18 protein-coding genes, 1 tRNA gene and 1 pseudogene are annotated in these 24,389 nt (G+C 67.7%); 11 read left to right on the forward strand and 9 right to left on the reverse strand.

The genetic code is table 11. The features are described from left to right. Positions 1-310: pseudogene (locus tag K313_RS23210) on the forward strand (transposase); the annotation flags it as partial. Between the two features lie 9 nt (positions 311-319). Continuing rightward, positions 320-541 carry a type II toxin-antitoxin system PemK/MazF family toxin gene (locus K313_RS23215; protein WP_156911444.1) on the forward strand — a complete coding sequence of 74 codons (222 nt, stop codon included), beginning with the start codon at positions 320-322 and terminating at the stop codon, positions 539-541. 58 nt (positions 542-599) lie between these two features. On the opposite strand, the gene K313_RS0116825 is transcribed toward K313_RS23215, so the two are convergent. Genes K313_RS0116825 through K313_RS0116835 form a run of 3 tightly spaced genes read right to left on the reverse strand, consistent with a single transcriptional unit; the run spans position 600 to position 1,893 of the window. After that, the gene (locus tag K313_RS0116825; protein ID WP_084412973.1) at positions 600-1,247 is read right to left on the reverse strand and encodes a GNAT family N-acetyltransferase; all 648 of its coding nucleotides are present in this window, start codon (positions 1,245-1,247) and stop codon (positions 600-602) included. Next, a complete protein-coding gene (locus K313_RS0116830) occupies positions 1,244-1,597 on the reverse strand; it encodes a PIN domain-containing protein (RefSeq protein ID WP_240484001.1) in 354 nt (117 codons plus the stop codon). The genes K313_RS0116825 and K313_RS0116830 overlap by 4 nt, the downstream gene beginning before the upstream one ends. 47 nt (positions 1,598-1,644) lie before the next feature. Continuing rightward, positions 1,645-1,893, reverse strand: a complete 249-nt coding sequence (locus K313_RS0116835; RefSeq protein WP_029212609.1) for a type II toxin-antitoxin system Phd/YefM family antitoxin — start codon at positions 1,891-1,893, stop codon at positions 1,645-1,647. 136 nt (positions 1,894-2,029) lie between these two features. On the opposite strand from K313_RS0116835, the gene K313_RS0116840 reads away from it, so the two are divergent. Further along, positions 2,030-2,590: a hypothetical protein gene (locus K313_RS0116840; RefSeq protein ID WP_156911443.1), complete on the forward strand. Its 561-nt coding sequence runs from the start codon at positions 2,030-2,032 to the stop codon at positions 2,588-2,590. A gap of 367 nt (positions 2,591-2,957) precedes the next feature. Here the strand turns inward: K313_RS0116840 and K313_RS0116850 are convergent, their stop codons facing one another. The 5 genes from K313_RS0116850 to K313_RS0116870 are packed head-to-tail and all read right to left on the reverse strand — an operon-like array spanning position 2,958 to position 8,052. Then, complete coding sequence (locus K313_RS0116850) at positions 2,958-3,386, reverse strand: DUF3037 domain-containing protein (protein WP_084412975.1); 429 nt, start codon at positions 3,384-3,386, stop codon at positions 2,958-2,960. Further along, the gene (locus K313_RS0116855; protein ID WP_051274193.1) at positions 3,383-4,240 is read right to left on the reverse strand and encodes a HipA family kinase; all 858 of its coding nucleotides are present in this window, start codon (positions 4,238-4,240) and stop codon (positions 3,383-3,385) included. The genes K313_RS0116850 and K313_RS0116855 overlap by 4 nt, the downstream gene beginning before the upstream one ends. 13 nt (positions 4,241-4,253) lie before the next feature. Next, entirely contained in the window at positions 4,254-5,456 is a 1,203-nt protein-coding gene (locus K313_RS0116860; protein ID WP_029212613.1) for an acetate/propionate family kinase, read from the reverse strand. 33 nt (positions 5,457-5,489) lie between these two features. Further along, positions 5,490-7,601 carry a phosphate acetyltransferase gene (pta, locus tag K313_RS0116865; protein WP_029212614.1) on the reverse strand — a complete coding sequence of 704 codons (2,112 nt, stop codon included), beginning with the start codon at positions 7,599-7,601 and terminating at the stop codon, positions 5,490-5,492. Positions 7,602-7,644: 43 nt separating this feature from the next. Then, positions 7,645-8,052, reverse strand: a complete 408-nt coding sequence (locus K313_RS0116870; RefSeq protein ID WP_029212615.1) for a pyridoxamine 5'-phosphate oxidase family protein — start codon at positions 8,050-8,052, stop codon at positions 7,645-7,647. 129 nt (positions 8,053-8,181) lie between these two features. Here K313_RS0116870 and K313_RS0116875 point away from each other — a divergent pair, with 129 nt between their 5' ends. The 7 genes from K313_RS0116875 (at position 8,182) to K313_RS0116910 (ending at position 22,888) form a co-directional block, all read left to right on the forward strand. Next, complete coding sequence (locus K313_RS0116875) at positions 8,182-8,565, forward strand: hypothetical protein (protein WP_029212616.1); 384 nt, start codon at positions 8,182-8,184, stop codon at positions 8,563-8,565. A 233-nt stretch (positions 8,566-8,798) separates the two neighbouring features. Beyond that, entirely contained in the window at positions 8,799-10,304 is a 1,506-nt protein-coding gene (locus K313_RS0116880) for a DEAD/DEAH box helicase (RefSeq protein ID WP_029212617.1), read from the forward strand. A gap of 92 nt (positions 10,305-10,396) precedes the next feature. Continuing rightward, positions 10,397-10,484, forward strand: a tRNA-Leu gene (locus tag K313_RS0116885). Positions 10,485-11,361: 877 nt separating this feature from the next. Then, positions 11,362-14,778, forward strand: a complete 3,417-nt coding sequence (locus tag K313_RS0116895; RefSeq protein ID WP_240484002.1) for a helicase-related protein — start codon at positions 11,362-11,364, stop codon at positions 14,776-14,778. Positions 14,779-14,912: 134 nt separating this feature from the next. Next, entirely contained in the window at positions 14,913-17,684 is a 2,772-nt protein-coding gene (locus K313_RS0116900) for a DUF1156 domain-containing protein (protein WP_029212620.1), read from the forward strand. 1 nt (position 17,685) lies between these two features. Then, the gene (locus K313_RS0116905) at positions 17,686-19,527 is read left to right on the forward strand and encodes a GmrSD restriction endonuclease domain-containing protein (protein WP_029212621.1); all 1,842 of its coding nucleotides are present in this window, start codon (positions 17,686-17,688) and stop codon (positions 19,525-19,527) included. Position 19,528: 1 nt separating this feature from the next. Further along, a complete protein-coding gene (locus tag K313_RS0116910; RefSeq protein WP_029212622.1) occupies positions 19,529-22,888 on the forward strand; it encodes a Swt1 family HEPN domain-containing protein in 3,360 nt (1,119 codons plus the stop codon). A gap of 308 nt (positions 22,889-23,196) precedes the next feature. Here the strand turns inward: K313_RS0116910 and K313_RS0116915 are convergent, their stop codons facing one another. Further along, positions 23,197-24,063, reverse strand: coding sequence for an IS3 family transposase (locus K313_RS0116915; RefSeq protein ID WP_476692352.1), 867 nt, complete (start codon positions 24,061-24,063; stop codon positions 23,197-23,199). Between K313_RS0116915 and K313_RS24960 the strand changes: the two genes are divergently transcribed. Then, the gene (locus K313_RS24960; RefSeq protein ID WP_476692353.1) at positions 23,944-24,303 is read left to right on the forward strand and encodes a hypothetical protein; all 360 of its coding nucleotides are present in this window, start codon (positions 23,944-23,946) and stop codon (positions 24,301-24,303) included. The two genes, K313_RS0116915 and K313_RS24960, sit on opposite strands and share 120 nt — an antisense overlap. Positions 24,304-24,389 lie beyond the last annotated feature (86 nt).

Raw genomic sequence — 24,389 nt, forward strand, 5'->3', positions numbered from 1 at the left:
GACCGGCCCACTGATGGACGGCGCCAAGGCGGAAGTGCTCGCCTTCGCGGCGTTCCCGCGCGAGCACTGACGCAAGATCTGGTCCACCAACCCCCTTGAGCGGCTGAACAAGGAGATCAAGCGACGCTCCCGCGTCGTAGGCATCTTCCCGAACGAAGCCGCCGTCATCCGCCTCATCGGAGCCGTCCTGGCCGACACCCACGACGAATGGCAGGTCGATGACCGCCGCTACCTCTGCGAAGGCTCCATGGCCAAGCTCTACCCAACCCGCGATACTGAGACCGTCGCCCTCGAAAAGAGCGACCGGTAGGCAACGAGCATCACCTCAAAGCCCACCACTCAACGGGGCCCTATCCGCCAGAGCCGCAGCGAGGTCCGCCTCGACCCAGACGAGCACAACCAGCTCGCTGAGCCGTCTGCAGCGCAGTGTCAGCACGTGCGGTCGGTGGCCACGAGTCGCATCCATGCACGCACGGGGAACGTCGGCCCGGTGTCCCTGGGTGAGGTCCGCGAGACCCTTGCCCTGCTCATGGACCTGTGACGGCCTGGAGCGCTGTTCACCGGTCAGCGAGGACCCGTCTGCGACATACGCGGTGTGTTCAGAGCTGTCGAACGAGGAGCAGCGAGGTTCCACCGGACGCGTCCAGCTCACGCTCCCCGGTCTCGGCGAATCCCAGCTTGGCCAGAACTCGCCGGGAGGCGCTGTTCCAGTCCCAAACCGTCGCCCAAAGGCGTCGATGTCCCGACGATCTGGCCCAGCCGAGGACCGCATGCGACGCCTCGGTGGCATAGCCCCGGTCCCAATGGCGGCGCAGCAGCTCAAAGGCCAGCTCTGGCTCACCTGGGCCAGGACGTGCGCCGTCCGCCAACCCGCAGGAGCCGATGACCTCCCCGTTCTCCGCGAGCTCGACAGCGAGGAGCCCGAGCGACGTAGGTGGATGGGAGAGGATCGACTGGGCCAGCTGCTCGACCGTAGGGCTCCCATCGTCACCGATCCGCCGGTGGGGCGGCACCCGCGGGTCTCGCTCGCTCCACAGCTCGCGGAGGACCGGCGACTCGCTCGGTCGCCACGGCCGCAGCACCAGCCGAGGGGTTCCAGCCTCGGCTCCCGAGGAGTGTGGTCTGCCGAACTCATGAGACGACTGTGCCACGGGTGCGGAGGGATGAGCGCCTACGTGCTCCGTCGGACAGCGCAGTGTGCGCACACCGCTGCTTGTCCTGCACCCGCGCGTGCCGCGGTTCGTCACACCACACGAACGTCGATCAGTCCTTCTAGGCCGGCGAAGTCGTCCGGGTTGCGGGTGTAGAGGACGGCATCGTGGGCGTGGGCTGTCGCCGCGATGAGCAGATCCATGGTGCGTCGGCGAGGCTGGCGACCGGCTTCGACGAAGGCGGCGGCGAGTCGTCCGTAGCTGGCCGCGACTGCCTCGTCGAGGGGTAGGGCGTCGAACCGACGTTGGAGGAGGCTCAAGCGCCTGAGCCGCTCGGCGCGCACCTGCGCAGAGCTCGCTACGAGGACTCCGAAGTGCAGCTCTGCCAAGGTGGCGGCGCTGATGGCCAGGACGCCTGGCACGTAGTCGGCGTCGCTCGCAATCACCACACGTGTGTCGAGCAGGCCCCGTTCTTTCGTCTGGGGTCGACCGTTCACTGGTCGCCCCACGGGTCTCGCCTGGTGTCGTCGAGCAGCTCTCTGTCTGCCTTCCAGTCCGGGTCGCCCGGTCCAGCGAACAGGTCCGCGACGTCCTCCCACCGGCGCCAGCGGGTCTCCTGGGCCGGCACGAGTCTGGCGCTGGGCCTGCCAGAGACGGTGATGACGATCTCCTCGCCTCGCTCGACGCGCCGCACAAGCCCGGAGGCGTCCTGCCTCAGCTCACGTAGTCCAACCGTCTCCATCGATCCATGGTGACTCTTCTGCTACATCCGGGGCGTCTGGCGCCCCGGATCGTGACGTCGGACGGTGGCGAGGCCGGCGGGGTCGGCCTGCGGACTGAGCTTTGCCATCCGTGCCCGGGCTCGGGACACTGACGGCATGAGCCGAACCCGCCGCGCCATCTCGCTGGCATGTGCAGCCTCGTTCGGCGTCGCCGGTGTCATCTTCCTGGTCGACTCCCACCCCTCGGCCTACCTCGCCATGGCGGTCGGCTTCCTCCTCCTCGGGCTGAGCCGAGGCCGATGGTGGACAGCGATCGTCGGGCTGGTTCCCGCCCTCGGGTGTCTGTTCGTCTGGGACCTCGCGGTGCAGTACCCCTCCTCCACCGTCTACAACCTGAATGACGGTCTGGGTGCGATTGCCGACCTGGTCTGGCCCTTGATGGGTTTCGCGTGGGTGACCGCGCTGATGGCGCCCGACTTTGCCCAGGACACAGCGACACCCACAGAGCACGTGATGTCGGCTGTCGCCTTGAGCGCACTCCTCATTGGTCCGTGGCACCTTGCGTCGTTCAACGTCTCGATCGACGAGACGGGCGGCCCCTTCGGGCCGGCGCAGTATGTCGTCGCGGGGACCCTTTTGGCGGCGGCTGCGGCCATAACAGTTCGAGACTTCCCCGCTCGGCGCAATTCTCAGCGGGCGCACCCCGCCGCGACCTGATCCTGGTAGGAGGACCCGCAGCCGGACGAGGCGGCACACGCAACGAGTCCTCTGGAGATGGGCGGGATGGAGACCCGGCCGGCCAGGGCTTCGACCTCGATGCCTTCGCGGTAACGGGTGGAGAAGACCACCGATGACGGTGGCGGAATCCACCCGTTAGCTACGCGGCCCACCTCGCGGGCAGCGCCTCGCAGCAACGGGTGGAGAAGGCCACCGATGACGGTGGCGGATTCCACCCGTTAACCACGCGACCCACCTCGCGGGCAGCGCTCGCGGCAACGGGTGGAGAAGGCCACCGATGACGGTGGTGGAACCCACCCGTTGGCCACGGCGCGAGCGCTGGCAGGGCCCAGCGCAGTGCTCGCGGCTAGCGGACGAGGCGGTCGAGCAGGGTGGTCAGCTCGGCCGCGGGGTCGCGGGTGAGCCCGCCGTGGGGGCGTGACGGCTGGATCACCGTGCTGCGGGGCGCCTCCAGCCAGCCGAACCTGCGCCAGGGCCGGGCCGCTGCGTCCAGCCCTGCGACGGCCTCGCCACGGCATACGGCACGAACCGTCTCAAGCCCGTCGCCCAGCGCGTCGAGGTCGACGTCCGCGCAGAGAGCCCGCAGCCGCGACGCGTCGACGTGCACGGCCGCGTCGAGGAAGCCCGCGTCCTGGCTGTAGAGCACGACCCCGACGTTGACGAACTCCTCGCGCTCGACGCGGGGGACGGCGCGCAGCACGAGGTACTGGTAGGCGAACCAGGGGGAGCGCTCGGCGTCGGCGGTCGGGACGAGGCGCCGGGCCGGCTCGCTCATCGGGTCCACCGCCGGCGGGCCTCCTGGGACCGGGCCAGGTCCTCCGGTCCTTCGCTCGGCGGTCCCGCGGGCGGGCCGGGCAGCCAGGCCGAGCGGTCGGCCAGCCGGGCGAGCAGGCAGTCGACGTATGCCGCACGCACGGCCGACGGGGAGTCCAGGCCGGCGAGGCCCTCGACGGGGTGCAGCCACTCGGCGGGCACCGCCTCGACGGCTGCCCGCACCACGTCCGGCGTCAGCACCGCAGCGCACGCACCGTCGAGCGCCGACACGTCACCCGCCGGGCCGCGCAGGATGTGCCGCTCGGCGTCGTAGGGCTGCGCGGCGAACCGGGCGGGGTCGACGCCGCGGGACGGCCACGAGTGGTGGAAGTACAGCGCCGCCCCGTGGTCGATCGCCCACGTCTGGCCGTGCCAGCGCAGCAGGTTGGGGTTGCTCCACGTGCGGTCGACGTTGGCGGTGAGCGCGTCCAGCCACAGGATCCGCCCGGCCAGAGCCGCATCCGGCGGCTGGGACCCGTCATACCCGAAGGCACCCGGCAGGAAGTCCACCCCGAGGTTGGGGCCGAGGCTCGCGGTCAGGACGTCCTGGACCTCCTCGTCCGCCTCGAACCGCGCGATCGCCTCGTGCAGCTCCAGCACCACGAGCTCCGGCGTGGGGATGTCGAGGGCGCGGGCGAGCCCGGCGACGATGACCTCGGCCACGAGCACGCGCGGCCCCTGGCCGGCGCCGGTCAGCTTCATGACGTACGTGCCGTCGTCGGACGCCTCCACGAGGCCCGGCAGCGAGCCGCCCTCGCGCAGGGGCAGGACGTAGCGCGTCGCCGTCACCCGCGGGATCGCGGTGGGAGAGATCATCGGCGGGCGGCCGTCATACGCGCCCGGCGTCCTTGGCGACCGCATAGGTCTGGCGGGCGATCTCGCCCTCCTCGTCGGTCGGTATGACGAAGACGCGCACCCGGGAGTCCGCGGTGGCGATGTCGTGCGCGTGCTTGGAGCGGCCGGCGTTGAGCTCGGGGTCGACCTCGATGCCGAGGATGCCGAGGCCCTCGGTCGCCATGCGCCGCACGACGACGGAGTTCTCACCGATGCCGCCGGTGAAGGCGATGGCGTCGAGCGACCCCATGGCGGCGGCGTAGGCGCCGATGTACTTCTTGAGCCGGTAGGTCGACACCTCCTGCGCGAGGCGGGCGCGGTCGTCGCCGGAGGCGCGCAGGTCCTCGACGTCGCGGCTGTCGCTGTGCCCGGTCAGGCCCTTGAGCCCCGACTCCTTGTAGAGCGCGTGGTCGACCTCCTCCATGGTCAGGCCGGCGGCGCGGACCATGTGCATCGGGATCGCGGGGTCGATGTCGCCGCTGCGGGTGCCCATGACCAGGCCCTCGAGCGGGGTGAGGCCCATCGACGTGTCGATGCTGACGCCGCCCTTGACGGCGGTGACGGAGGCGCCGTTGCCGAGGTGCAGGACGATGACGCTGACCTCGCTCGGGTCCTTGCCGAGCATCCGCGCGGCCTCCTGCGAGACGTAGAGGTGCGAGGTGCCGTGGAAGCCGTAGCGCCGCACGCCGTGCTGCTCGCGCCACGCGTGCGGGACGGCGTAGGTGTAGGCGTAGTCCGGCATCGTCTGGTGGAAGGCGGTGTCGAAGACGCCCACCTGCGGCAGGTCGGGAAAGAGCTCGAGCGCGGCGCGCAGCCCGACGAGGTTGGCGGGGTTGTGCAGCGGCGCGAGCGGCGTCAGCTCGTCGAGCGTGTCCAGCAGCTCGTCGGTGACGAGGACGGCGTCACTGAACTTCTCGCCGCCGTGGACGACGCGGTGGCCGACCGCCACGAGCTCGGCGTCAGCGAGCCTCGGCCCGACGCGGTCGAACATCTCGACCACGGCGGCGATGGCGGCCTTGTGGTCGGGGCAGTCGATGGCCTTGGCGACCTTGTCGCCGCCGCCGGTGTGGGTGATCTTGGCGCTGGGCAGCCCGATCGCCTCGACCAGCCCGACGGCGAGCACGTCACGCGTGCCGACCTGGACGAGCTGGTACTTCAGCGAGGACGACCCGGCGTTGAGGACGAGGACCGAAGGCATGGGTGTGACTCTCTGGCTGGCGGGGCGGGCTGGTCAGGGGGTCTCGGCCAGCTGGGCGGCCGGCGCGGGCAGGGTGGACTGGATGGCGGTGATCGCCACCGTGTTGACGATGTCGCGCAGGGTGGCGCCGCGGGACAGGTCGTTGACCGGCTTGCGCAGGCCCTGCAGCACCGGGCCGATCGCCACGGCGCCGGCGGTCCGCTGGACGGCCTTGTAGGTGTTGTTGCCGGTGTTGAGGTCGGGGAAGATCAGCACGGTCGCCTGCCCGGCGACGGCGGAGCCGGGCGCCTTGCTCGACCCGACCGCGGGGTCCACGGCGGCGTCGAACTGGATCGGTCCCTCGACGAGCAGCTCCGGCGCGCGGCGGCGCACGATCTCGGTCGCCGCGCGGACCTTGTCGACGTCGGCGCCGGACCCGGACGTGCCGGTGGAGTAGGACAGCATCGCCACGCGCGGCTCGATCCCGAACGCCGTGGCGGTCTGCGCCGAGGAGATGGCGATGTCGGCGAGCTGCTCGGCGTCGGGGTCGGGGTTGACGGCGCAGTCGCCATACACCGTCACGTGGTCCTTGAGGCACATGAGGAAGCTCGAGCTGACCACGGAGACACCGGGATTGGTCTTGACGACCTCGAGGGCCGGCCGGATCGTGTGGGCCGTGGTGTTGACCGCGCCGGAGACCATGCCGTCGGCCTCGCCCATCAGCACCATCATCGTGCCGAAGTAGGACGGGTCGATCACGACCTCGCGGGCCCGCTCGACAGTCATGCCCTTGTGCGCCCGCAGCTCGGCATAGCGCGCCGCGAACCGCTCGACGTGGTCAGGGTCCTGGGGGTCGATGATCTGGGCGCCGGTCAGGTCGACGCCGATCTCGCGCGCCCGCGCCTGCAGCTCGTCGGCGACGCCGAGCAGCGTGATGCGCACCGTCTTGCGGCTGAGCAGGATCTCGGTGGCGCGCAGGATCCGGTCGTCCTGCCCCTCCGGCAGCACGATGTGGCGGTCGGCGGCGCGGGCCTGCTCGAGGAGGCGGTGCTCGAACATCAGCGGCGTGACGATCGAGGGGTGCGGCTCGCGCAGGTGGCCGAGCAGCGCGTCGGTGTCGACGTGCTCGGCGAACAGCTCGACGGCGGTGGCGACCTTGCGGGTCGAGGCGGGCGTCATCCGGCCGCGGACCCCGCTCAGCGCCATGACGGTGTCGTGGGTGCCGCCCTGCGTGGTCATGATCGGCAGGCTCGAGCCGAGGCCGTCGATCAGCCGGCGCACCTGCGGGGGCAGCTCGAAGCCGCCGTTGAGCATGACGCCGGCGATGCTCGGGAAGGTGCTCGACTGGTGCGCGAGCAGCACGCTCAGCAGCACGTCGGCCCGGTCGCCGGGGGTCAGCACGAGGGACTCGTCGAGCAGCCGGTCGAGCACGTTGGGCATGGTCATCGCCGCGGTCACGAAGGCGAGCGCCTCGCGGTCGAGCAGCGACTCGTCCCCGGAGATCAGCTCTGCGTCGGTGGCCTTGAGCAGGTCGCGGACCGTCGGGGCGGACAGCACCGTCGAGGCCGGGATGACGTATGTCGGCAGGCCGGCGCCTCCCGCGGAGCCCGCCGTCACGCCCTGGACCGCCGCACGGAGGTCCTCCGCAGCGGCGTCGGCGCGGTTGACGACGACGGCCAGGGGAGTGGCGGAGTTGGTGCGCAGCTCGGTGAGGGCCATCTCGACGACGGTGGCGACGTCCTCGGTCTCGCGGCCGTGCGCGCCGACGACGAGCAGGACCGGGGCCGCGAGGTTGGCGGCGATCCGGGCGTTGTAGGAGAACTCTGTCGGGCTGGTGACGTCGGTGAAGTCGGAGCCGAGCACGAGGACAATGTCGGCGCCGTGCTGGATCTCGTGGTAGCGCTCGACGATCCGGGACAGCGCGCCGTCCGGGTCCTGGTGGACGTCGTCGTACGACACGCCCACCGCCTCGGCCGGCGACAACGGCACCGAGCTGCGCGACAGGACGGTCGCGAGGACCGTGTCGTCCTCGGGCACCCCCTCGGTCACGGGTCGATAGACCGCGACCCGGGCATAGCGCCGGGTCAGGGACTCGAGCAGCCCGAGGGCCACGGCGGACTTACCGCTGTGGCCCTCGGCGGACGCGACATAGACGCTGGTCTCCACAGGGACGAGGGTAACGGGCGGCGCCCGTCGACGTCGGGCGGGGTCAGCGGGCGAGGGCGAAGACGCGCCCGGAGACCTCGTCGAGCTCCACGAGGACGAAGACCTCCTTGCGCGTATCCACCCACGGGTGCAGGCCGAGCTCCTCGAGCCGGTCGGCCTCGTCCATGTTGTGCACCACGTGCGCGTCGCCCTTGCCGATGACGCTCCACGCGGTCTGGGTGGTGACGTCGTCGATCTCGATGGCGACCCGCGAGGCCACGACCAGGGAGGCGAGCTTGCTGCCCTCGGCGGTGCGGAACACGAGGCGCCCGTCGTGGACGACGTAGTTGATGGGGGTGATCTGCACGTCCCCGACGGCGGCGGTGGCGAGTCGGCCGAAGGTGGTGGACCCCAGCCGCTCCCAGCACTGCTCCTCGGTCATCTGCTGCACGGGTTCGTTGACGTCGCTCATGGGTCAATCCAAGACCCGCCCCCGGGGGTTGTCGACCGGAGGATCGTGTCTGCTTCCTCACGCCCGCGCGCCCGCGCTGGTCGGAGCCCGAGGGTTGAGGCCCCGGGCGGTCGGGGTATCCGACCTGCCATGACCTACCCCCCGCAGCCCGGTTCCGGCCCCTACGACCCCCGGCCCGGCGACGCCTACGACCCGCGCCCCGGCGACGCCTACGACCCGCGCCGCGGTGACGCCTACGCCAACCGCCCGACGGACGCCTACGGCCAGCAGGGTGATCAGCTCGGTGGACAGCAGGGGCAGTATGGCGGCCAGCAGGGCCAGTACGAGGCGCAGGAGTCCGGCCGGTCCGGCCCGAGGCTCTTCCCCTTCCCGCACTGGAGCACGCGCACCCGCAACGGCACCTCCGTCTCCGTCGGTGGCTGCTGCCTGCCCCTGCCGATCGGCTGCCTCGCGACGACGCTCACGGTGGGTGCGGTGGCGGCCTCGCGCGTCTATCGCCACGTGCGTCGCTGAACGTCACTGAGCGTCTCTGAGCGTCTCTGAGCGCGGCTGACCAGAACCTCTCCGTCGATGGCGTAGGGTGAGGGCAGCGGTCCGCCCTGTCTTGCCTCGGGCTGCAGGTGTCACGACCGGTGTCCTCACCCCGGTCACGCTCGTCGGCTCGTGCCGGCGCGCCAGGTGCACACGTCGATGCGTCATCGCGTCGCTCGTGCCCGGCGAGACGCTCGCCGTCTTACGGAGATCTTTTGAGCAACAATGCTTTTGCGCGCCTCGGCGTGCCCACGTCCCTGTCCTCTGTCCTGGAGGGCAAGGGCATCACCGAGCCGACGCCCATCCAGGCCGTCACCCTGCCGGACTCGCTCGCCGGCCGCGACGTCCTCGGTCGGGGCCGCACCGGCTCCGGCAAGACCTACGCGTTCCTGCTGCCGCTCGTGACGCGCCTCGCGTCGTCAGGCAGCCGCCGCACCCCGAGCCGCCCCCGCGCGCTGATCCTGGCGCCGACCCGTGAGCTCGCCACCCAGATCGAGGCGGCCGCCGCGCCGCTCGTCGCGGCCGAGGGCCAGCGCACGCTGACCGTCTTCGGCGGGGTCGGCCAGGGCCCGCAGGTGTCGGCGCTCAAGCGTGGCGTCGACATCCTCATCGCCTGCCCCGGTCGGCTGCAGGACCTCGTCCAGCAGGGTCTGTGCGACCTCGGGGGGATCGAGATCACGATCCTGGACGAGGCCGACCACATGGCCGACCTGGGCTTCCTGCCCACCGTCAAGCGCCTGCTCGACCGCACGCCCGAGCGCGGTCAGCGCATGCTGTTCTCCGCGACGCTGGACGCCGGGGTCGACGTGCTGGCCAAGCGCTACCTGCACGACCCGGTCACCCACCACGCCGACTCGGCGCAGTCGCCCGTGTCGGCCATGGACCACCACGTGCTGCACGTCCACACCGACGACCGCCTGCCCGTGCTGGTCGACCTGACCGCAGGCCCCGGCCGCACGGTCGTGTTCACCCGCACCAAGTACGGCGCCAAGAAGCTCACCAAGCAGCTCAACCGATCCGGCGTCCCCGCCGTCGAGCTGCACGGCAACCTCGGGCAGGGGGCGCGCACCCGCAACCTCGACGCGTTCCACTCCGGCACCGTCCAGACGCTCGTCGCCACCGACATCGCCGCCCGCGGCATCCACGTCGACGACGTCGCGCTGGTCATCCACGCCGACCCGCCGGTCGAGCACAAGGCCTACCTGCACCGCTCGGGTCGCACCGCGCGCGCCGGGGCCGCCGGCACCGTCGTCACGATGATGCTGGACGACCAGGTCAAGGACGTCCGCGACCTGACCCGCGCGGCCGGCATCAAGCCGACCACCACGCGCGTCGGCCCGGACCACGCGCTCCTGCGCCGTCTCGTGCCGGGGGAGCGCACGTATGCCGCGCCCACCGACGCCACGGTCGTCTCTCCTGACGCCCAGCAGGGCTCGGGCCGTCGTGGGGGAGGCCGCCCCGGCGGTCGCTCCGGCGGTGGCGCACGCCAGGGTGGCGGCAGCCGCACGGGCCAGTCGCAGGGTCGCCGTCAGGGCTCCGGCTCAGGCACCGCCCAGGGCGGCTCCGGCGCCCGTCAGGGTGGCCAGCAGCGTCAGCAGTCCGCCGGCCAGCCCCGCCAGGGCGCGTCCGGCGGTGGCTCCCGCGGCGGTGCCCGTCCGGCCCGCACCGGCGGCGCCGCGGCGTTCTCGTCGGGCTCCTCGGCAGGCCGTCGCAGCCGCTGACGGACCGCGCCTCGCGATTCGGTGATCGGTGCTGCGTCTGCTAGAGTTTCACGTCGTTGCCCCGGTGGTTTCCACCAGGCGCAGCACCACCTGTCCGGGTGGCGGAATGGCAGACGCGCTAGCTTGAGGTGCTAGTGCCCTTTATCGGGCGTGGGGGTTCAAGTCCCCCCTCGGACACCACTTGTCCTGTTTCAGGACATACGAAACCCCCGAGCCCCCGGCTCGGGGGTTTCCTGTGGGTTCAGGGCTTGGTAGGTCTCGGTGGGGTCGATGTTGAGGTCGCGCAAGCTCGCCGATGGTGGCGTCGCCGACGCGGACGTGGAGGTCGTGGACGAGCAGGGGGACGGGGGTTCGGCCCATGCCGATCTTATAGAGGTGGCCGTTGATGCTCAGGGTGACTTTGCCGGAGGGGTCGATGCGGTCGTGGCGGACCCGGTCGTGAGGGGTGGTCGTGCCGGTGGGGCATGCTTTGGGTCAGGCTCCTCCTGGGTGGCCAGCTAGGGGCGGTACTGCTCGACGGCTCGCGCCGCCGTCAGGGCCGACTGACGGCATTGCTCGTTGCCACGGCGCCGGGCAGGGCGAGACGATGGCACGTAGAAGCTCCTCCTTGAGACGGGAAGTTTCGAAGCGGACCACAAGGTGCGAACTCGTCGTCCGAGCGGCTGGCCGGGAGTGCGAATCCCGGCCTTTGCCGTGTCTGGGCACATGGTGGGGCACCAACCTGGACCGCCTATCGCATGGGCGGCTCCACGGGTACACCAAGGCAACGGCGCAGACCGGACCGCGGCGCGGCGGAGCCGCACCTGCGACCTGCCCTCGTTGCCCACCATTCTTCTCCTGCCGACCGTCCCGAATCTGCCTGCCGCCTCCGGCGGCCCTTCTCGTGTGCGTCTCCCGACGCACTCGGCAGGTGGTCGGCCTGCGGATGTTGATGAGGTCAACGGTAGCGACCCGACGTGCCACGTCCCAGAACCTCCCTCGGCGCTGTGCGTCACGCCGCGTCGCGGTTCTGCTGTCATCGCGCGCCGCTATGGTTAAGCCAACGACGATCGCGGAGGTGCGTGTGCTGCTGGAAGGGCTCCAGCCTGGCCTACGAATTGATGGGCTTGTTCCTGGCGCGTTTGTGACTATTCTTGCCGTGAACTGGCACGGCGCCGATGCGCTGGAGTTGACCTACAAGAATCCCGAAGGTGAACTCGGGCAGCAGGTCGCGTTCCGCAAGGACGAGGGAAGCCTCTCCGTCAGCCAGACTGGAAGGCGCGCCTTCGACGCCGAGTCGAGCGACTTCAAGCTGGTCGCCGAAGCCCAGCGCATCACCTTGGCGGGGTTGTTCGATCCGATGCTCGCGGTGGCCACGAGTAACGTGCAGCCGCTCCCGCACCAGATCCGCGCGGTCTACGGCGAACTGCTCCCGCGGACCCCGCTGAGGTTCCTGCTGGCCGATGACCCTGGCGCGGGCAAGACGATCATGGCTGGCCTTTATATCAAGGAGTTGCTGCTCCGCGATGACGTGAAGCAGTGCCTGATCGTCGCGCCGGGTGGCCTGGTGGAGCAGTGGCAAGACGAATTGTTTTTCAAGTTCGGGCTCCGGTTCGACCTACTGACCAGCCAGCTGATCGACGCCAACATCAACCTCAACGTCTTCGAGACCACCCCGCTGCTGATCGCGCGGATGGATCAGCTCTCCCGCAACGAGGCGCTCCAGGCCCAGCTCAAGAAGACCGAGTGGGACCTGATCATCGTCGACGAGGCGCACCGCATGGGGGCGCACTACTTCGGCGGGGAGTTGGAGAAGACCAAGCGATTCCTTCTCGGTGAGCTGCTGGGCCAGGTCACCCGCCACCTGCTGCTGATGACCGCAACCCCGCACTCGGGCAAGGAAGAGGACTTTCAACTCTTCATGACACTGTTGGACCGCGATCGGTTCGAGGGCAGGCAGAAGGAGTCGGTCGACGTCTCAGGCGTCATGCGCCGCATGGTGAAGGAGGACCTGCTCACCTTCGAGGGCAGGAAGCTGTTCCCTGAGCGCATCGCCGAGACCGCCCCCTACGAGCTCACCGCTCTGGAGCAGGACCTGTACGAGAACGTCACCCACTACGTGCGGGAAGGGATGAACCGCGCTGAGCGCATCGGCGGCAAGCGCAAGAACACCGTCGGGTTCGCCCTCACCGTCCTCCAGCGCCGTCTCGCCTCCAGCCCCGAAGCGATCTACAAGAGCCTCGTACGTCGCACCGAACGACTTGAGCGCAAGAAGCAGGAGATCCTCAACGGCACCTACCGCGAGGTCGAGCCCGACATCGACCTGAACGAAATCGACGACGACGAGTTCAACGCCGAAGAGATCGAGGCGGCCGAAGAGGAACTCCTCGATGCCGCTACGGCGGCGCAGACCGTCGAGGAGCTCAACGCCGAGCTCATCGAACTCGGCGAGCTCGTCAAGACGGCGCGGCTGGTGCGCGAGGCCGGTACCGACCGCAAGTGGACCGAACTCTCGACCATCCTCCAGGACAACGCGCTGGCCACCGATGCCAACGGCCGGCCGCGGAAGTTCATCATCTTCACCGAGCACCGCGACACCCTCGACTACCTCCAATCCAAGATCGGCTCCCTGCTCGGCAAGCCCGACGCGGTCAAGGCCATCCACGGCGGCGTACGACGCGGCGAACGTCGCCAGATCACCGAGGAGTTCACCAAGAACCGCGACGTCCAGATCCTCCTCGCCACCGACGCCGCCGGCGAGGGCCTCAACCTCCAGGCCGCGCACCTGATGGTCAACTACGACCTGCCGTGGAACCCCAACCGCATCGAGCAGCGCTTCGGCCGTATCCATCGCATCGGTCAGGAAGAGGTCTGCCGCCTGTGGAACCTGGTCGCCGCGAACACGCGCGAGGGTGAGGTCTTCACCAGACTGTTGGAGAAGCTTGAGCAGATGCGTCAGACATACGGTGGCAAGGTATTTGACGTGCTGGGTGAATCGTTCAGCGAGAGGCCGCTGCGCAACCTGCTGCTCGACGCAATCCAGTACGGCGAACGTCCCGATGTGCGCGCCAAGATGCACGAGGTCATCGACGCCACCGTCGGCGACGGACTCAAAGGCCTGCTCGATGAGCGCGCACTCGCGTCCGACCACCTCGCGGACGCGGACCTGCACGCACTCCGAGCCGCGATGGACGAAGCACGAGCACGGAGGCTGCAGCCGCACTACATCGAACTCGCTTTCAAGGCAGCCTTCACGAAGCTTGGGGGCCGGATCGTCAAGCGCGAGCAGGGGCGCTACGAGATTGCCAACGTGCCCCAGCACATCCGCTCGGCAGGCACAGGAACCATCGCCACCAAGTACGACCGGGTCACTTTCGATCTCAGCCACGTCCAGCCCGACGACCTCACCCGCGCGGACCTCCTCGCACCCGGCCACCCGCTCCACGACGCGGTAATGAGCGAGGCCATTCGCAACTTCCGTGGGGCGCTCAACCAGGGCACTGTGCTTGTCTCGTCCACGCTAGAGGAGCCGCAACTCCTAGTCGGGGTCATCGAAGAGGTCGCCGATGCGACCGGCGAATCGGTGGCCCGACGCTTCGGCTACGCCTACGTCGACAGCTTCGGCACCGTCAGCCCCGCCGGGCCGGCGCCGTACCTGGACTGCGTCGCAGCACCGCCCGGTCCGGCAACGGACGCCGCCCGGGGCCTGAGCTGGCTCGGCGACGCCGAGGACAAGGCGACGAGTTGGATCATCGCCAATCAGTTGCCCGAGTACCTCGCCGAGGTCCAACCGCGGCGTCTCAACGAACTGACCAAGGCGCGCGACCTGGTCACCAGGCGCTTGAGCGCCGAAAGCGATCGACTACTGTTAGACGCCGCCGTCGCATCGGAGAAGGAACAGAAGGGCGAGAAGCCAAAGGAGTCCTCCGACAGCCTCAACCGCAAGGCCGTCGAACTCGACTCACGACTCCGCAGGCGCATCGCGCTGCTCGACCAGCAGCAGCGGATGTCGACGAAACCGCCGCATATCGTCACCGCGGCACTGGTGCTACCGATCGGGATGCTCGAAGGCGAGCTCCCCGCGACCGCGCCAATCCACGCGAAGGAGACCAAGGCCGTCGAACGCCGCGGCGTCGACCTCGTCCTCGCCCGCGAGCGAGAACTCGGCCGCAAGCCCGTCGAGCAGGCGTTCAACAACAAGGGCTTCGACATCCTGTCCACCGACGCCAACGGCGACACCTACCGGATCGAGGTCAAGGCGCGGATCGAGGGCTCGAAGGAGTTCTTCGTCACCCATAACGAGGTCATGACTGGCAAGAACGCCGTACCGCGCTACCGACTCGCGCTCGTCTGGGTCGATCAGCGGGGTGCCCACTACGACCAGGTCCGCTATCTCGGCGACCCGTTCGCTACCACGGACCTCGGCGACTTCGAGGCCACCGGGATCCGAGGCGACTGGGCTAAGACCTGGGCAAAGGGCACCGCGCCCTTCTGACGCCGGCGGGCCCCACCATTTACTCCCGTTCCACCCAAGGCGTCGGGCTCCAACGGTAAGTTCATGCACACATCACGCGCCGCATCATCGGTAAGGTTCGCCCGTCATCGCGGGCACGGAGGGTCGAGGAACTAGTGCACAAGCGCAAGCTGATCGAGGTGGCTCTGCCGCTGGAAGCTATCAACGTCGCCTCCTTCGCGGAGAAGAATCGAAAGGTCGGCAAGCCCCAGAACCTGCACCAATGGTGGTCGCGGAAGCCCGTCACGGCTGCACGCGCCATGTTGATCGCCCAACTGGTTGATGACCCGTCCTCGCGCCCGGAAGCGTTCCCGACCGAGGAGGACGTTCGAGCTGAGCGAGCTCGACTCCACGCCCTGATCGAGCGGTCTGTGGAGTGGGACGAGGTCGTGCGGCCAACCCCACAGTTCCTCGCGGACCTTCGTGCGGTTCTTCCTGACGCCACCGTCACGGACCCGTTCATCGGCGGAGGGTCGCTTGCGCTTGCCGCCGCCCAGCTTGGCGTCAACTCGGCTTCGAGTGACCTCAACCCAGTAGCGGTCGCTCTGTCCAGGGCACTCGTGGATGTTCCGACAAGGTTCCTTGATAGGGAGCCTGTGAATCCTCATGCAAGAGGCGCGCAGCTTGCGCTGAGGAGCGGGACCGCTGGGCTAGTCGCCGACATTGAAACGTATGGGGAGTGGATGCTCACCGAGGCGCGGGCTCGATTGGGGCGGCACTACCCAACAATCGAGGGCCACACCGTGCTCGCGTGGGTTTGGGCACGTCAGGTTGCGTGTCCGAACCCCGCTTGTCAGATCCAGGTTCCGTTGGTCAGTAAGTGGACCCTCGCTAAGAAGCGAGGCAGGGAAGTCGTCATGGTCCCGCAGATCGTCCACGATTCTGTCGCTCGCGGAGGGAGCCGCTTCGAGTTTTCGATCAGCAAGAACCGGCACGACTTGCTGAATCGCGGAACGATGTCCGGCCGCACGGGAACGGAGTGCTTGAGTTGCGGAACCGCCATCGCGGTTGCGCACGTCCGCGATGAAGCGTCGGCTGGTCGAATGAGTTTGACCTTGACGGCGATAGCCGCAGACGGGGGCAGGGCCCGGGAGTACTTTTCTCCCACTGCGGAACACCGCGCCGCGGCCCGCGTAGAGCGCCCCCTGGATTCGATCTCAGGCGCGATTTCGACCAATCCGCGGTGGTTCTCACCTCCGCTCTATGGGCTCACGGACTTCTCTGACCTCTTTACAGACCGACAGCTACTCGCCGTGACGACATTCAGCGACCTCGTCGAGGAGGCCCGCAAGAATGTGTATGCCGAGGCGCTGGCCATGGGCCTCCCCGAGGGCGACACGCTCGCTCAAGGCGGAGATGGCGCTGTTGCCTACAGCGAAGCAGTCGCGGTGTATCTCGCCTTGGCGGTGAGTAGGTTGGCCAACTGGTCAAACAATCAATGTTCCTGGGAATCCACCGGCCAGGTATCCCAACAGATGTACTCAGGCCAAGCGATGGGCATGGCATGGGACGTTTCTGAAGCCAATGTCCTTGGCGATGGAAATAGCGGTTCGTTCCTGGCTTGCCTGCGGAACATCGTCTCGCCGCTGAAGCTCGCCTCCCTCCGTGGCCAGCACAGGGTTGTCATGGCGGACGCGCGCAACGCGCCTATTGCCGGATTGGTTGTTGCCACCGACCCTCCGTACTTTGACAACATCGACTACTCGGACCTGTCGGACTTCTTCTACGTTTGGCAGCGCCGAATGCTGGGCGATATTTTCCCTGAGCTGTACGGCACGATTCTCGTCCCGAAGGAGGAAGAGCTCGTCGCTAACGCTCACCGCTCGGGTGGAAACGATGCTGCTGCTACCGACTTCCTCGACGGATTCCGTGACGTCTTCGCCCACTTTCGTGACTCCGTGGCGTCCGACTTTCCCGTGGTCGTCTACTACGCCTCGAAGCAGGCGGAGAGCCTTGGACAGGGCAACAGCCGGTGGTCGACCATCCTTCAGGCGATGATCGACGAAGGTTGGTCGGTCGTACGCACATGGCCAATCCGCACCGAGAACGTGAGCCGGCGGGTTGCCATCGGCACGAATTCCATGTCTACGTCAAGTGTCCTCGTGCTGCGCCCCCGGCCGACGGAGGCGCCAAGGGTGACGGTGCCGACGTTCCTGACGGATCTTCGCGCCCACCTCGCGGAAGCCCTCAAAGACCTCGAACTGTCCGGCGTAGCGCCGGTCGACATGCAGCAGGCAGCGATTGGTCCGGGAATCGAGGTGTTCAGTCGATTCAGTGCGGTGCTGGAAGCCAACGGGACACCGATGTCGGCCGCCGCGGCATTGCTGCGTATCAACGATGTCCTCGACGAGCTCCTGAACGAGCAGGAGGGCGACTTCGATGCGCCGACGCGATTCGCTCTCCAGTGGTACCGGCACCGCGGCTACCAATCTGGTCTGTTTGGGGACGCGGACGATCTGGCCCGTGGACGTAACACCTCCGTGGACGAAATGGAGCGTGAAGGAATCCTGACGAAACGGGCTGGTCATGTTCGACTTTTCAGGCCAGAGGACCTGCCCACGAACTACGACGCAATGAAGGACCGCCAGACGAGCGACTGGGAGGCGCTCCACCACCTCATCCGGGTGCTGGAGCGCGATGGCATCGCGCCTGCTGGCGACTTCCTCCAGGCCGCGCTGACCCGCCCCGACGACGCCGTCGACGCCGACTTGGTTAAGGAGCTCGCTCACCTCCTGTTCCGCATCGCCGAAGCCAACGGCTGGACGAAGGACGCACTCAGCTTTAACACGCTGGTCACGACATGGCCCGAGATCCTTGAGGTCGCTCGATCGGTTCAAAAGCCAGCCGCCCAGCAGGACGCCTTTGACTTCAACGAGGGAGACGACTGACATGGGCTTTCTGACGCCGATGTATGAGCTCGGCGAATACCTGACGTGGACGCGGTCCGGCGAGATTCAGCTCCCCGACTTCCAGCGCGGCTACAAGTGGGAAGACGAGCGCATCCGCCAGTTGCTCGTCACGGTCCTGCGTGGGCACCCGCTTGGTGCAGTCATGCTCCTGAAGACCGGCAACACCCAGGTCCGCTTCAAGCCCCGCGCGATCGAGGGCGTGGGCTTGGCAGCGGGAACCGAGGCCAAGTTCCTTCTGCTCGACGGGCAACAACGTCTGACCTCGCTGACTCAAGCACTCAGTGGCGACGGTGCTGTTGCGACGAAGGACAGTCGCGGCAAGCTGCTCGACCGCCGATACCTCGTGCACATGGACACCGCGCTGAGCGACTCGAACCGTGTGGATGAGGCGCTCCTCAGCATTCCTGCGGACGGTGTGGTTCGAACGAACTTCGGCAAGGACGTGGTCCTGGACCTGAGCGACCACAACAAGCAGCGCGAGCACGGCTACTTCCCGCTCCATCTGCTGTATGGCGACTACATGAGCTGGATTCTAGAGCTTGAGGACCGCGAGCTCGGGAAACGCTTCCACGAGCAGTTCATCAAGCCGGCAGCGACCTACGACATCCCGGCTATCGTGCTCGACGAGAGCACCGACAAGGCCGCCGTGGCCACGGTCTTCGAGAAGGTCAACATCGGCGGACTCCCGCTGAATGTGTTCGAGCTGCTCACGGCCGTCTTTGCGGGCGACGCCGGGTACTTCAAGAAGTCGGGCGAGGACTTCCGTCTGAACGACGACTGGAAGGAGACCCAGCTCAAGTGGTCGTCTTACCCGGTCCTCGCTGCCGTCGAGAACACCGACTTCCTGCAGGCCATCACGATGCTCACCACCCGCAAGCGGAACCTCGCGGACACCTCTGACCGGCCGCCCGCGATCTCCGCGAAGCGCGAGGACGTTCTAAAGCTCACCTTGGCGGATTACTTGGAGTGGCGGGACCAGCTCCGCGAGGCGTTCCTCTGGGCTGCCACGTTCCTTGCCGACCGGCACATCTTCGCCCCGCGAGACGTGCCGTACCCGAAGCAGCTGGTCCCTCTCGCTGCGATCAAGGTCGTCCTCGGCAAGGACGCCGACCTCATCAGCGTGAGCGAGCGACTGATCCGCTGGTACTGGTGCGGAGTGCTCGGCGAGCTGTATGGCTCGGCGATCGAGACGCGGTTCGCGCGCGACATCGAGATGGTTCCGGCGTGGACTCGTGACGAGTCCAAGCCGGTTCCGCGAACCGTTCATGACGCGAACTTCACCGAGTCGCGTCTCCACTCGCTCCGAACCCGGAACGCGGCTGCCTACAAGGGCATCGCCGCGCTCATCCTCGCCGGCGGCGCGCGCGACTGGATGGAAGACAAGGCGCTCGACAAGGTCCAGTACGTCGACCTCGCCGTCGACATCCACCACATCTTCCCGCAGAAGTGGTGCAACGACACCGGCATCGACGACGAGCACCGCGAGAGCATCGTCAACAAGACGACGCTCAGCGCCCGTACGAACCGGACGATCGGCGGGGCTGCGCCGTCGTCGTACCTGACCGTGATCGAGTCGCGCGCTCAGCTCGAATCGCCGCGCCTCAACGAGCTGTTGGGAACGCACCTCGTTCCTGCTGAACTTCTGCGTGCAGACGACTTCGAGGCCTTCTTCAAGGCCCGTCGCGAGAGCCTGTGCAAGCTCGTCGAGGCCGCCATCGGCAAGAACGTCCAGCGCGACATCGACCAAGGCTTCGCCGAGGAAGACTCGGCTTACTTCGAACCTGACGAGCTCGAAGACGACACCGTCACGGAGAACGATTGACATGGCACTGAGTAACCGCGACCGCATCGACCGCATGTTCCAGGTGCTCGCGCCGGCACTCGACGACTTCATCTCGACCGTCATTGGTCAAGGCGATCCGTCGCTCGGCGCTGTGTGGACTAAGCTGGTGCAGGCGAAGGACAGCAAGAACGGCGCACCTTCGACGAAGACCTACGACGCGCTCGATACCCAGGTGCAGTTCCGGATCCTCACCGAGGGCAACATCACCGCCGGGTTGAAGCCCGGTTGGTACCCCTTCAACCAGGCCATTGGCCGCACCGGAGAAACCTTCGCCAGCGAACTCCGCGAGGTCCGCAACGAGTGGGCCCACAACAAGACTTTCACCGATGACGACGCCTACCGGGCACTCGACACCGGCGAGCGACTTCTCAAGCTAATTGGCGCCGCCAACGAAGCAGATGAGGTCCGCGGCATCCGGCTCAACCTGCGCCGTGTCACTGCCGACAAGGACGACAAGAAGGTCCTGAAGGCCGCCGTTGACAACCCCGAGGCCGCTGGCCTGCGCCCTTGGCGTGAGGTCCTCCTGCCCCACGACGACGTCGCCACCGGCAACTTCCACGCGTCCGAGTTCGCAGCCGACCTCTACACGGTCGCCACGGGCGGTGAGGTCGACTCCGACTACGCCGACCCGGTCGAATTCTTCCGGCGCACCTACCTGACCGAAGGCCTTCGCGACCTCATCGGCCGCGCCGTCCGTCGACTCGCGGGCGACGACAACGCTTCTCCGGTCATCAACCTGCAGACCAACTTCGGTGGCGGTAAGACCCACTCGATGCTCTCGCTGTGGCATTTGGCCGCCGGCCTGCCCGTTGGCAACTTCCCGCAAGAGACCCAGGAACTCCTGACTGCCAACGGCTACTCGGCCACCGAGGTCAACCGCGTCGCTATCGTCGGCAACCACTTCAGCCCGTCCGGAGTGACCAAGGACGACGGCACCCACGTCAATACGATCTGGGGCGAGCTCGCGTGGCAGCTGGGGGGGCCCGAGGCGTACGCGCTGGTAGCCAAGGCGGACCGGGACAGGACTCACCCCGGTGGCGCCCTCCACGAGTTGCTCGCCAAGTACGCCCCGGCCGTAATCCTCATCGACGAGTGGGTCGCGTACGCGCGCTCGCTCGTGGGCCGCGATGATCTGGCGGGCGGCACCTTCGACGACCAGTTCACCTTCGCCCAGTCGCTCACCGAGGCTGCCAAGGGCACCGAGGGCGTCCTGCTCGCCATCTCAATCCCAGCCTCGGAGACCGGGGACGCCAACGACGAGATCGTCGCCGGCAACGCCGAAGAGGTCGGTGGCCAGAATGGCCTGGAAGCTCTCAAGCGCCTCCAGAACGTCGTTCGCCGTGTGGCTGACCAGTGGCGCCCGGCGTCGTCTGACGAGGCTTATCACATCGTCAAGCAACGGCTCTTCAAGCAGCCGGATGCAGTCGCCCTGGCAGCCATCGGCGCTACCGCTCGGGCGTACCTCGAGATGTACCGCAAGTTCTCCGACGATTTCCCTCGGGAAGCACGCGACGCCGCTTACGAGGACCGGATCAAGCGGACGTACCCGATCCATCCGGAGCTGTTCGACACCCTCTACGAGGAGTGGTCGTCACTGGAGCGCTTCCAGCGCACCCGAGGCGTCCTCCGTCTGATGAGCACGGTCATCCACGCCCTGTGGACGGGCGAGGACCAATCGCCGATGATCATGCCCGCATCGATTCCACTGGCCACGTCGAACGTGAACTCCGAACTCACGCAGTACCTCCAGGATTCCTGGAAGGCGATCATCGACGCCGACGTTGACGGCCCTAACTCCGAGCCGGCCCGCATCGACAAGGAGAAGCCGCTCTTCGGCCAGCGTGCGCTGACCAAGCGCCTCGCACGCTCGGTGTTCTTCGGTGCTGCGCCGACGATCGCTCCGGGCTCGGTCCACAAGGGCATCGGCACGCAGCGTGTGTTCCTCGGAACCGCCATCCCCGGCGATGTCCCCGGCAACTTCCATTCCGTGCTGACCCAGTTAAGCGACCGCGCGACGTACTTCTACTCGGGCTCGGGCAAGTATTGGTATGACGTCCAGCCGAACATCACGCGCACCGCGAAAGACCAGGCCGAACGTCTGCACAAGGAAGACGTCTGGGCCGAGATCGTCCGACGGCTCCAGGACCAGGGCCGCAAGCGCGGCGACTTCGCCGGCGTCCACGTCTGCCCGGAGTCGAACGCCGACATCCCCGACACCGACGAGACCCGCCTCGTCATCCTCCACCCCAAGGTCGCCCACAAGCGCGGCGCAGAGTCCGCGGCCAAAGACTTCGCCCACAAGGCCACCGAGCACCGCGGCAGCTCGAACCGAACCCATCGGAACGCGCTCGTCTATCTGGCCGCCGACGAGGCGCGCCTCGAAGAGCTAGACAACGCAACTCGCGACTACCTCGGTTGGAAGCACGTCCTGTCGAACGAGGCGGACCTCGACCTCACGCAGAACCAGAAGAACCAGGCGTCGCAACGGGCGACGCAGGCAAACCAGACGGTCACGTCGCGCCTGCTCCAGACGTTCACGTGGGCGCTCGTGCCGGCCCAGCCGAATCCCGGCGCGCCGTTCCTGGTCAGGGAGACCAAGGTCGAGGGACAGTCAGACTCGCTTGCGGACCGTGTGTCTCGGCGCCTCGGGAATGACGGCGATCTGTCCACCCGCCAGGCAGCGGCGACGATCCGGCTCGCGATCGGCAAGGTTCCGCGGATATGGAAGGCCGGCCATGTTTCCCTCGGGTCGCTGTGGGGGCTCTACTCGCAGTACCCGTACATGCCACGCCTGCGTGACCGGTCGGTTCTCGACACGGGCATCCTCGACCTGCCGATGATCTGGCAGACGGATGCCTTCGCGCTGGCAGCTGGCTTCGACGAGTCGGCTGGTCGGTACATCGGACTCTGGACGCCGGAGGACAGGGAGAGCCCTCCGGTCGCGACCGACTCGCTCCTTCTGGTCCGTCCGGACGTTGCGCAGAAGCAGCGCTCGGAAGAGCCCGGTCCGGCGCCCGCTCCCGGCCCCGACGTTGAGCCGGGCCTAGGCCCTTCGCCCACCCCTCAGCCCGGCCCCAGCCCTTCGCCGAAGGTCGACATCGTCTGGCCAACGCGCTTCTACGGCGTCAAGACCCTCAACTCCGACAAGATTGCCCTGGAGTTCAAGAACGTCGCCGACGAGGTGCTCGCACACCTTCGATCGGGCGAGAACACCAGCGTGACCGTGCGGATCGAGATCGAGGCCACCGACGCCGGCGGCTTCAGCGACAGCCGCGTGCGCACCGTCGCGGAGAACGCCCGGACGCTCAAGTTCGACCAGTCGGGCTTCGAGGTGAGCTGATTGTGCGTAAGAGTAATCGCAACACCCCAATTGATCAGTTCCACGCCGAACTGACGTCGATATTCCGTGATTGGTCGACGCTGTCTAGTGCAGTCAGCGGCTCGGTGGCTAGACGAGCATCGATGGATGCGTTCACCCGGGCAGCTGCAGCATTCGAACGTTTCCGATCGGACTGGCACATCGCCGCCATCATCGGAGACGCATCGGTATTTCCCCGTCGCAACTCAGGCCCGATACGCCTGCTTGACCTTCGCGACCGCACGACGAGTGGTGCGCTCGGACTGAACCGCCCCGGCGAGTCCGGGGACTTACTGGTTTGACGGCTCCAGCTCGTGCTGGGCTTGGTTTCGAGCGTAGTAGAGGTCCTCGGCTTCGATGGGTGGGATGTCGCCGCAGTACTCGTACAGCCGGCGGTGGTTGAACCAGTCAACCCACTCGGCGGTCGCGTACTCGACGTCGTCGAGGGTCTTCCATGGCTTGCGCGGTGTGATCAGCTCGGTCTTGTACAGGCCGTTGACCGTCTCGGCGAGAGCGTTGTCATACGAGTCGCCGACGGTCCCGACCGAGGCGGCGTCCCCGGCCTCGGCCAGCCGCTCGGTGTCACGAATGCTGACGTACTGCGACCCGCGATCGTGATGTGCTACAACCGAATCCAGCGGTCGACCGTCACGCTGACGGGTCCATACCGCCTGCTCGAGCGCGTCCAGGACGATCTGGGTCGTCATCGACGTCCCACACCGCCAGCCCAGGATCCGGCGGGCGTAGGCGTCGGTCACGAACGCGACGTACACCCACCCCGACCACGTCGAGACGTAGGTCATGTCGGCCACCCACAGCCGGTCCGGCACGGCCGGGGCGAAGTTGCGGCCGACCAGATCCCGCGCACGCTCCGCAGCCGGATCGGGGATCGTCGTCTTCTTGACCTTCCCGCGGACCGCACCGGCGAGCCCCTCAGCCTTCATGAGGCGCTCCACGGTGCACCGCGCCACCGCGATACCCTCCCGATTCAGCTGCAGCCAGACCTTACGAGCGCCGCACACCCCGTACTTGGCGGCGTGGACCCGACGAATCTGCCTCACCAGGAACTCATCACGCTGCTCGCGAGCGGTCGGCGTCTTCCCAACGTGCTCGTAGAACGTCGACGGGGCAACCCGCAGCCCGTGCTCGGTGAGCACTCGGCAGATGGGCTCGACACCCCAACGCAGGCCACCAGGTTCACGGCGGTCGGCGTGTACGCGGATGAAGTCCACGATCACCGGGAGGGCCGGTCGAGCTCGGCACCGAAGAAAGCCGCTGCGGCCTTCAGAATCGAGTTCGCGCGCTTGAGCTCGGCGTTCTCCCGCTTCAACCGGCGGACCTCGGCCGATTCCTCGCTCGTGGCCCCTGGCCGGGCGCCCGCGTCGACCTGTGCCTGACGGACCCACTTGCAGACCCCGTCTCCGGGGTGCCGACCCCGAGCAGCTCCGCAACCCGGGTCATCGCCGCCCACTGCGACTCATGC

Origin of the sequence: Arsenicicoccus bolidensis DSM 15745 (genome assembly GCF_000426385.1) — a bacterium.
In the GTDB taxonomy this organism is placed as follows: Bacteria; Actinomycetota; Actinomycetes; order Actinomycetales; family Dermatophilaceae; genus Arsenicicoccus; species Arsenicicoccus bolidensis.